Source organism: Tabrizicola sp., from assembly GCF_034366665.1.
GTDB lineage: Bacteria > Pseudomonadota > Alphaproteobacteria > Rhodobacterales > Rhodobacteraceae > Tabrizicola.
On record NZ_JAXMMF010000108.1, the window covers coordinates 79459 to 88623 of the forward strand.

Annotated in this window: 10 protein-coding genes; 7 read left to right on the forward strand and 3 right to left on the reverse strand. The window is 68.2% G+C overall.

All coding sequences use genetic code 11. The features are described 5' to 3' along the window. Together nth and U1E69_RS15055 are read left to right on the forward strand one after the other, a co-directional pair. Window positions 1–645: an endonuclease III gene (gene nth / locus U1E69_RS15050; protein WP_322245225.1), complete on the forward strand. Its 645-nt coding sequence runs from the start codon at window positions 1–3 to the stop codon at window positions 643–645. Beyond that, on the forward strand, window positions 642–1625 hold the full coding sequence (locus U1E69_RS15055; protein ID WP_322245226.1) for an adenosine kinase: 984 nt from the start codon (window positions 642–644) through the stop codon (window positions 1623–1625). The genes nth and U1E69_RS15055 overlap by 4 nt, the downstream gene beginning before the upstream one ends. Here the strand turns inward: U1E69_RS15055 and selD are convergent. Further along, the gene (selD, locus tag U1E69_RS15060) at window positions 1622–3799 is read right to left on the reverse strand and encodes a selenide, water dikinase SelD (RefSeq protein ID WP_322245227.1); all 2178 of its coding nucleotides are present in this window, start codon (window positions 3797–3799) and stop codon (window positions 1622–1624) included. The genes U1E69_RS15055 and selD overlap by 4 nt on opposite strands. A gap of 106 nt (window positions 3800–3905) precedes the next feature. Between selD and U1E69_RS15065 the strand changes: the two genes are divergently transcribed. Beyond that, entirely contained in the window at window positions 3906–4367 is a 462-nt protein-coding gene (locus tag U1E69_RS15065; RefSeq protein ID WP_322245228.1) for a GNAT family N-acetyltransferase, read from the forward strand. On the opposite strand, the gene U1E69_RS15070 is transcribed toward U1E69_RS15065, so the two are convergent. Beyond that, entirely contained in the window at window positions 4343–5401 is a 1059-nt protein-coding gene (locus U1E69_RS15070; protein ID WP_322245229.1) for an NAD(P)/FAD-dependent oxidoreductase, read from the reverse strand. The genes U1E69_RS15065 and U1E69_RS15070 overlap by 25 nt on opposite strands. 44 nt (window positions 5402–5445) lie before the next feature. Between U1E69_RS15070 and mnmD the strand changes: the two genes are divergently transcribed. The 3 genes from mnmD to rlmH all read left to right on the forward strand — a co-directional run bounded on the left by mnmD (window position 5446) and on the right by rlmH (window position 7236). Then, window positions 5446–6183 carry a tRNA (5-methylaminomethyl-2-thiouridine)(34)-methyltransferase MnmD gene (mnmD, locus tag U1E69_RS15075; protein ID WP_416200291.1) on the forward strand — a complete coding sequence of 246 codons (738 nt, stop codon included), beginning with the start codon at window positions 5446–5448 and terminating at the stop codon, window positions 6181–6183. A 187-nt stretch (window positions 6184–6370) separates the two neighbouring features. Beyond that, window positions 6371–6766: a ribosome silencing factor gene (gene rsfS, locus U1E69_RS15080; protein ID WP_416200293.1), complete on the forward strand. Its 396-nt coding sequence runs from the start codon at window positions 6371–6373 to the stop codon at window positions 6764–6766. Continuing rightward, the gene (gene rlmH / locus U1E69_RS15085; RefSeq protein WP_322245230.1) at window positions 6766–7236 is read left to right on the forward strand and encodes a 23S rRNA (pseudouridine(1915)-N(3))-methyltransferase RlmH; all 471 of its coding nucleotides are present in this window, start codon (window positions 6766–6768) and stop codon (window positions 7234–7236) included. Before rsfS ends, rlmH begins: the two co-directional genes overlap by 1 nt. Window positions 7237–7255: 19 nt before the next feature. Here the strand turns inward: rlmH and U1E69_RS15090 are convergent, their stop codons facing one another. Next, the gene (locus tag U1E69_RS15090) at window positions 7256–8587 is read right to left on the reverse strand and encodes an amidase (protein WP_322245231.1); all 1332 of its coding nucleotides are present in this window, start codon (window positions 8585–8587) and stop codon (window positions 7256–7258) included. Window positions 8588–8667: 80 nt separating this feature from the next. Here U1E69_RS15090 and U1E69_RS15095 point away from each other — a divergent pair. Beyond that, window positions 8668–9165, forward strand: a 498-nt coding sequence (locus tag U1E69_RS15095; protein ID WP_322245232.1) for an FAD-dependent monooxygenase, incomplete at its 3' end; no start/stop codon positions are given.

Below are 9165 nucleotides of genomic sequence, written 5' to 3' on the forward strand. Positions count from 1 at the left end.
ATGACGCCGCAGCTTCCCTATTCCGCCCTGAAACAGGTCTTCGCGCGCTTTGCCGAAGTCGAGCCCGAACCGAAGGGCGAGCTTGAACATGTCAACGCCTTCACCCTGCTTGTCGCCGTCGCGCTGTCGGCGCAGGCGACCGACGTTGGCGTGAACAAGGCCACCCGCAAGCTGTTCCAGATCGCCGACACGCCGGAGAAGATGCTGGCCTTGGGCGAAGATGCCCTGATCGACCACATCAAGACCATCGGCCTCTACCGCAACAAGGCGAAGAACGTCATCAAGCTGTCGCGCCTGCTGATCGAGAATTTCGGCGGCGAGGTGCCGTCCTCCCGCGCCGCCTTGGTCACCCTGCCGGGCGTCGGGCGCAAGACGGCGAATGTGGTGTTGTCGATGTGGTTTCACCACCCGGCTCAGGCCGTCGACACCCACATCTTCCGTGTCGGCAATCGCACCGGCATCTGCCCGGGCAAGGATGAGGCGCAAGTCGAACGCGCCATCGAGGACAACGTGCCGGTGGAATACCAGCACCACGCGCATCACTGGCTTATCCTGCATGGCCGGTATATCTGCGTCGCGCGCAAACCCAAATGCGGCATCTGCCCGATCCGGGACTGGTGCCTTTATCCGGAGAAGACCGCATGAAGTCCTACCAGGTCGTCGGCATCGGCAATGCGATCGTCGATGTGTTTTCCTCGGCTGACGACAGCTTTCTGGATCTCATGGGCATCCAGAAGGGCATCATGCAGTTGGTGGAACGGGAACGCGGCGAACTGCTTTACGGCGCGATGACCAATCGCCAGCAGGCCCCGGGCGGATCGGTGGCGAACACGCTGGCGGGGCTGGGCAGTCTTGGCCTGACGACCGCTTTCATCGGCCGGGTGCATGATGACGCGCTTGGCCGCTTCTACGCTCGCAGCATGGCCGATGAGGGCACTGAATTCGTCAACCCGCCGGTTCCGGGCGGGGAACTTCCCACCTCCCGCTCGATGATCTTCGTCTCTCCCGACGGTGAGCGGTCGATGAACACCTACCTTGGAATCTCCTCGGAGTTGGGCCCCGAAGATGTGTCCGAAAGCGTGGCGGGCAGCGCCGAAATCCTGTTTCTGGAGGGCTACCTCTACGACAAGCCCAAGGGCAAACAGGCCTTTGAAAGGGCGGTCGACCTTTGTCACAAGGCGCGCGGCAAGGCGGGGATTTCGTTGTCCGACCCGTTCTGCGTGGATCGGCATCGCACCGACTTTCGCCGTCTGGTCAAGTCTCTGGACTACGTCATTGGCAACGAACATGAATGGTGTTCGCTTTATCAGACTGACTTGTCGGCCGCGCTTGAACAGGCAGCGGCAGACGCGGGTCTGATCGTCTGCACCCGGTCAGGCGAAGATGTGATCATCGTTCGGGGGGAGGAAACTGCGCTTGCCCCAGTCCGCCGGGTGGTGCCCGTTGATGCCACGGGCGCGGGTGACCTTTTCGCCGCTGGGTTCCTTTACGGCTATGCGACCGGCCAGTCGCTGGCCACGGCTGGGCGCATGGGCTGCATCGCTGCGACCGAGGTCATCACTCACTTTGGCGCCAGGCCCGAGGCCGACCTCAAGGACCTCTTCCGCAAGGAAGGCCTGATCTAGACGACTGTCAGCCGCGGCGCACCGGCGACGATTTCGCCGATGACCGCTGCCTGATGCCCCGCCTTTCGCAGGCGCTCCACCAAAGCACCCGCAAGACCGGCGGGAACCGCAGCCAGAAGCCCCCCGCAGGTTTGCGGGTCTGTCAGGAGCGCCACGCGAGCGTCTTGCGGCGCGTCCATCCGCCAGCTTACGGCTGCCAGGTTTGCCGGTTGCAGTGATGAGCCAACCCCGGCGCGCGCCAGTTCCACCGCGCCCGGTATCAGCGGCACATCGCCCAGTTGCACCCGCGCCGCGACGCCCGACGCCTCCAGCATCTCCAGCAGATGCCCGGCCAGCCCAAAGCCCGTCACATCGGTCATCGCCCGTGCCACGGGTGCAAGGATCGCCGCAGCCGTCCCCTGCGCCACCGACATTTGCGCGATGCACCCGGCCCAGACCTCGCCCAGCAGAAGCCCCTGCACCCGTGCCAAACCCATCTCGGCCGCAAGGATCGTGCCCGAGCCCAGGGGCTTGGTCAGCACCAGCGCATCCCCTGCCTGCGCGCCGCCCTTGCCGACGGGTCGGTCGGAAAGTCCCGTCACCGTGAAGCCGATGGTCAGTTCGGCCCCTTCCGTGGAATGCCCGCCGACCACATCCGCCCCGGCGGCGCGGAACACCGCCCCGGCCTCGTCCATCACCTCGGCCAGCATCCGGGCCTGCAAGTCTGGCCCCAAAGGTGGCAGTGTGACCTGCGCCAAAGCGACCTGAGGCGAGGCACCCATCGCCCAGACATCGCCCAGCGCATGGATTGCCGCCAGCCGTGCCATCAGCCGCGGATCGTTGCAGAAGGCCCGCAGGTGGTCGGTCGTCAGGACCTGCACCCCTGACCCGGCCTGCAACACGGCCGCATCATCGCCCGGGCCAGAAAGCACCTCGGCCCGCACCGGGGCAGGAACCGACGCAAGCGCCCGCGACAACACCCCCGGCCCCAGCTTTGCGCCGCAGCCACCGCACAGGGGCCGCCCGCCCAGATGCGCCGCCAATCCGTCGGTCGCCATCGCAGGCGCAGTTTGCACCGTCATCGCCGGATAGTCGCCAAACTTGTCCATGAAGGCCCGGTCGATCCGGTCCTTCAGCCGCCAGAACCGCGGGCCGGAAAGGGTCAGCCCCCATTTCTCGGCCACCGCAGCCTTCTCGCCCAGCGAGATCAGCTTCAGGTAATCCGACTGCGGCTTGAACGGCGCCAGCGGCTTGCCCATCAGCGCCGCGCGCAGGTTCGCGTGCAGCACCCTGGCCGCCCGCACCGCGAAGACCCCGGCCTTGGGCCGTGGATCGCCCTTGATCCCCGCGCAATCGCCCGAGGCGAAGACCCGAGGGTCCGAGGTCCGCAGGGTCGCATCCGTGACCACAAACCCACGCTCCAGCGCCAACCCCGTCTCGGCCAGCCAGCCATGCGGCCGCGCCCCCGTGGCCGTCAGCGTGAAGTCCGAGCCGACTTCTTCGCCGCCCTCCAGCAGGACCGACCCGGCCCGGACCTCGACCACCCGGACGCCCAGCCGCAGGACGACACCCGCCGCCGCCAGCCGCCGCTCCAGCGCCCTGCGCGCCGCAGGGACAAGTGCAGGCAGAAGCGCATCTGCCTGATCCAGAAGCGTCACCTGTGCCGTGCCGCCCAGCCGATGCACCGAGGCCAGCGCCAGCTCCACTCCGCCCAGGCCCGCCCCCAGGATCGCCACCCGTGGCCGCGCCGGAGCCTGGGCGACAAAGGCCTCCCAGGCCTCGGCATAGCGGCCGAGGGGCTTGGCGGCGACGGCGTGGTCCAGCGCGCCCGGCAGCGACGGCAGGTCCGAGGTGATGCCCACATCAATCGCGGCAAGGTCATAGGGCAGCGGCGGACGCCCGGCCAGGTGGATCAGCCGCGCCTCGGGGTCGATTCCGGTGACCCGGTCCAGAATGACGCGCGCCCCGGCGAAACGCCCAAGGCGGACCAGGTCGATCATCAGCTCGTCGCGCTGGTAGTGCCCGGCGATCAGACCGGGCAGCATCCCCGTGTAGGGCGCAACCGGGTTGGGGTCGATCACTGTCAGCCGGGTCCCAGGCAAGGGGTCCATCCCCCACATCCGCAGGACCAGCGCATGGGAATGTCCGCCGCCGATCAGCACAAGGTCGCGGATCTGGGGATAGGCGGGGGTCATTCGGGCTCCTGCTGCGACTTGGCGCTGCCTTACCCCAGGCCGACCGGAAAGGCGAGCCGCCGGGCCGCCTCTTGCGGTCCGATGTCACAGAGGCCAACCTGCCGAAATGGACCCGCGCCTTGTCACAGACCCCGCCCTCTGGCCCGCGATCCTTGCGCTTCTGGACGAGGCCTTCGCCTATATGGACGGGCGGATCGACCCGCCATCGTCGTTGCGCGACCTGACGCCCGAGGCTTTGACCCGCCAGGCCCGGACTGGTGAGGTCTGGGTCGTCGGCGCGCCGGTCGCCTGCGTCTTCCTGACCCCAAGGCCGGGTGTGCTGTATCTGGGCAAGCTGGCCGTCGCAGCCAGCCACCGGGGCCAGGGCCTGGCGCGGCGGCTGGTCAACCAGGCCGAGGTCCGGGCGCGGGCCTTGCGGCTTGCCGCGCTGGAACTGCAGACGCGCGTGGAACTGGCCGAGAACCAGAGGGCCTTCGAGGCAATGGGCTTTGTCGAGACCGGACGGACGGCCCATCCGGGCTTTGACCGGCCGACCTCGATCACCTATCGGCGGGTCGTGGTCTTCTGAAGCAGGGTCTCCACCCGGAAGTCGGGCGGGACCTGATCCCGACCGTCGAGCACGAGGTCGGCCATGACCTCGGCCACCTTGGGGGCCATGCCGAAGCCGATCTTGAACCCGCCATTCGCCACGAAATGTCCCGCGCGACCCGGCCAGGCCCCCAGGACCGGCGCCCGGTTGGCGGCCTTGGGGCGCACTCCGGCCCACCGATCCGTGACCACGGCCCCGGCAAGCGCAGGGACCGCAGCCACGGCCTTTGCCAGAAGCGCATCAAGCTGCGCGTCCGGGCCGTCGTTTTCCCAGGCGGTCTCGGACGTCGAGCCGATGGCGACCGCCCCGTCGGCATGAGGCACGATGTGGAGGCCGTCGACGAAAAGTTGCGGCTGGTCGCCTGCATCGAACCGCAGGGCAAGCGCCTGGCCCTTCACTCCCGATCCCACGGGCATAGCAAAGGCCTGAGACAGGTCCTGCAGCCCGGCAAGGCCCGTCGCATGGATCACGGCCCCCGCAGCGTCACCGTCGCCCAAGGTCAGCTCTGCCCCTCGGGCCTGCAGCGCGCCGACCAGGGCCGCCAACCCCATGCGGGGCGAAAGCCGGGCCGAAAGCGTGTCGCGGACCAGCCAGCCCGAGGGCGACGCGGGTTCCCAGGCTTTGCCGGTGACGGGGATCACCTGCCACTCAGCCTGGCCCTGCCAGAAGGTCGCGGCCTCGCCCTCACGCCGCCGGGCGGCATCGACCGCGCGGTCGTCGGCCAGGGGCTGCAGGCGCCCAAGGCGCGCATAGCCCGAGGGCTGGCCCGAGGCCGCCTCGACCCCGGCCCACCAGTCCGCAGCCATCAGAAGGCTGTCCAGCTGGAAGGCCTTCTTCGCATTCCAGGCTTCCGGCACATGCGGCGACAGCGCCCCGACCAGCCCGCCCGATGAGCCCGCACCCCAGGCCTGCGCTTCAATCACCCGGACCCGCGCACCGCGCGCCAGGCAGGCCCAGGCGATGGAAAGACCAAAGATCCCCCCGCCCCGGACTGTCACATCAACGCTTGCCATTCCGTTGCCCCAAGACCATCACGTCGCGCAAAGGACTATCCGCGATGGCCAGCCCCGACCAGACCCCGATGCCCGACCTGACTCCGATGCCCGACCTGACTCCGATGCTAGACTGGCGTGACGAGACCATCCCCGTCTCGCGCCGGTTCGACGACCCCTACTTCTCGCTGGGGGGTGGGCTGGACGAAACACGGCATGTGTTTCTGGCCGGGAACGGACTGCCGGGACGGTTCCGCGACGGGTTCCGGATCGCGGAGCTGGGCTTTGGCACGGGGCTGAACCTGCTCGCGGTCCTGCTGGCGCACCAGGGGCCGGGGCATCTGCACTTTACCAGCTTCGAGGCGTTCCCGCTGCCCGCCCCGGACATCGCCCGCGCCTTGCAAGCCTTTCCCGAGGTCGCAGGCGTCGCCGACCCCTTCCTGCGCCAGTGGGAAGCGGGTGCCACGGTGCTGAAGTTTCCGCACCTGACCGCAACGATCCTTCTGGGCGACGCGCGCAAGACGCTTCCTGCCTGGGACGGCCAGGCCGATGCCTGGTTTCTGGACGGCTTCTCCCCCGCCAAGAACCCCGAGCTTTGGTCCGATGCGCTGATGTCGGAGGTTGCCCGCCACACGGCGCCGGGGGGAACCTTCGCAACCTATACCGCAGCGGGCCATGTCCGCCGCGCGCTGGCCGAAGCCGGCTTCACGGTCACCCGGCAGCCGGGGTTCGGCCGCAAGCGGCACATGACGACGGGCGTTCTTGGCTTGGGGGCGACCGCGTCCGGAATGCCCCCCGCCTGACAGCGCGCCCGTGCATCGCCCGGACGATCAAGCCTTGCCAAAGGGCGGAATAAGGCGTACCCGCCCGCCTTCGGTTGAGATTGGCCCACCCCGGTGCTAGGCTTGGCCCAAAGGCCCGGCGCGGGGGCATTCGTCCGCGCTTCCTCTGGAGGACCTGGTCCTGTCGCATTCTGATCCTGCCACCGGCCTGCCGGTCGGTCCGCGCCCGAAACCCGCTGACGCAGCCCCGCAAGACTATCGGTCCGAGGATGTTCTGGCCCTGGTCCTGAAGTCTGTCGACGACGACAAGGCCGAGGAGATCGTCCAGATCGACCTGCGTGGCCGGTCCGACGTGGCCGACTACATGGTCATCTGTTCGGGCCGCTCGTCGCGTCAGGTGGCCTCGATCTCGGAAAAACTTGCCGACCGTCTGAAGCAGGACCTGCGGATTTCGGTCCGCATGGAAGGCAAGGAAACCGGCGACTGGGTGCTGATCGACGCGGGCGACGTCATCGTCCACGTCTTCCGCCCGGAAGTGCGCGACTTCTATCAGCTGGAAAAGATGTGGCTGCCGGCGGGGACGACCCGCTCTGCCGAAGTCTGATGCGCCTGCACCTGTGCGCTGTGGGCCGCCTGCGCGCGGGACCAGAGCGCGCATTGGTGGATGATTACCTGCAACGTCTGGACCGGACGGGCCGTCCCCTGGGGCTGGGTCCGGTCAGTGAACACGAAGTCGAGGACAGGAAGGGCGGCGGCATGGCGGCCGAGGGGCTGCTTCTGTCCCGCGCGATCCCTGACGGCGCTGCGCTGTGCGTGCTGGACGAACGGGGCAAGACGCTCTCCAGCCCCGAATTCGCGCAGGCGCTGGCCGGATGGCGCGATGCGGGCCGGCAGGATGCGGCTTTCGTGATTGGCGGGGCGGACGGGGTGGACCCGGCCCTGCGTGCCCGGGCTGACCTGACGCTCAGCTTTGGCCGCATGGTCTGGCCGCACATGCTGGTGCGGGTGATGCTGGCCGAACAGCTTTACCGGGCGGCGACGATCCTGGCAGGCTCGCCCTATCACCGGGTGTAATCTTCCCAGGGCGCAACCGCTATTGCAGCGCCCGTTCCGCCGCCGCGCCCAGCCGCAAGAGCCGTGCCTCCTCCCCGGGACCACACATCAGGCTGACCCCGCAGGAGGGCTGCGAGGTCGGCAGGGTCAGGACGCAAAGACCCAGCATGTTGCCGATCCGGGTGTTGCGCAAAGCCAAGAGGTTCTCGGTCACGTAATAGGCGTCATCGGTCATCAGCCGATTCGCTTCGGGCGGCAGGATCGGCGACGTCGGCAGGATCACGGCGTCATAGCCCGACGCGCGGTCAGCCCAGCTGGCCCGGATCTGCCGCAACCTGCGCCAGGCCGCGACATAGTCCACCGCGCTGATCTGCCCGCCCGAACGGAAGCGGTCCAGGATGCGCGGGAACATCTTTTCCGGCGCGGCTTCGATGGTGGTCTTCCAGATGCCGTAAGCTTCGGCAGTGCAGACGATGCCAGCAAGAGCCACCGCCTCGGCCGCTTCTGGTGCTGCGAGATGATGGATTTCCGCGCCCGCCCTGGCGAAGCGCCGCGTCGCATCCTCGAAACCCTGGGCGGGCCGTTCGCGCAGGTCGTCAAGCGCCAGCGTCTGCAGGACGGCAATGCGGGCGCCCGACAGACTGGCGCCGCCAAGGTCGGCCGCCGCCTCCCCGCCAAGCGCGGCAAAGAGGTGGTTGCAGTCCTCGACCGAATGGGCAAGCGGGCCGATCGTGTCGAACGCCTCGAACAAGGGGACAACACCCGTCATCGGCAGACTTCCCGCCGTCGTCTTCAGCCCCACCAGATCGTTCCAGGCTGCGGGAATCCGAACCGAGCCTCCCGAATCCGAACCGATGGCCGCCGGAGCGAGTCCGAAGGCAACAGAAGCCGCGGCGCCCGAGGATGACCCGCCTGGCACGGCCCTGTCGTCATTCAGACAGGGCGGCGTGGCCGTCACCGGGTTCAGCCCAAGGCCCGAGAAGGCCAGTTCCGACATATGCGTCTTGCCCAGGCAGACCAGACCCTGCAGCGTCGCAGTCTCCAGCACGGCAGCATCACTGTTCGGCGTGCGGCCTTTCAGCAACGCCGAGCCCGCCTCGGTCGCCACGCCTGCCGTATCAAAAAGGTCCTTCCAGCTGACGGGCACCCCGTCCAGCACCCCCTTGCGCAGGCCCGCCTTGGCCCGGGCAGCCGCCGACATCGCCTCTCCCCGTGCCCGTGCTGGCGTGACACGGGCATAGATGCGTCCCGCAAGCGGATGGCTTTCGATCCGGTCCAGGAAGAACTCGGTCAATTCCACCGGGTTGATCCGGCCCTCGCCAATCTCGCGACCCAGCTCGGCCGCGGTCATGTGTGCCCAGGTTCCGCTCATTCCCGCCCCCCGTTTTGCAGGGAAGGGTAGCGGCTTGGCGACGCATGGACAATCCGTTCCAAGGGGGCCAAGAAAGGGACATGACCTGGGACACCGACATCCTGATTGCGGGCGGGGGGCTGAACGGCCCGGCGCTGGCGCTTGCCCTGGCCCATGGGGGCTTCCGTGTCACCGTGATCGACGCCCGCCCGGCGCCGGACCGGGCGGAGGCGGGCTTTGATGGCCGGGCCTATGCGCTGGCCATCGCCTCGGTGCGGCTCTTGAAGGCCATCGGCGTCTGGGACAGCGTGGCGGACAAGGCGCAGCCTATGCTGGAGATCAAGGCCAGCGACGGCCGCGCTGGCGAAGGGGCCGCACCCTTCTTCCTGCACTTCGACGCCGCCGAGATCGAAGAAGGCCCAATGGGACACATGCTGGAGGATCGCTTCCTTTATGCGGCCTTTCTCAATGCGATGCAGCATACTCCGGGGATCACCTTGCTATCGGGCGAGACGGTGGTGGCGCAGGAGGTCAAGCCCGATGGCGTCACCGTGACGCTTGCCTCGGGGCGCAAGTTGGCGGCAGGGCTAATGGTGGGC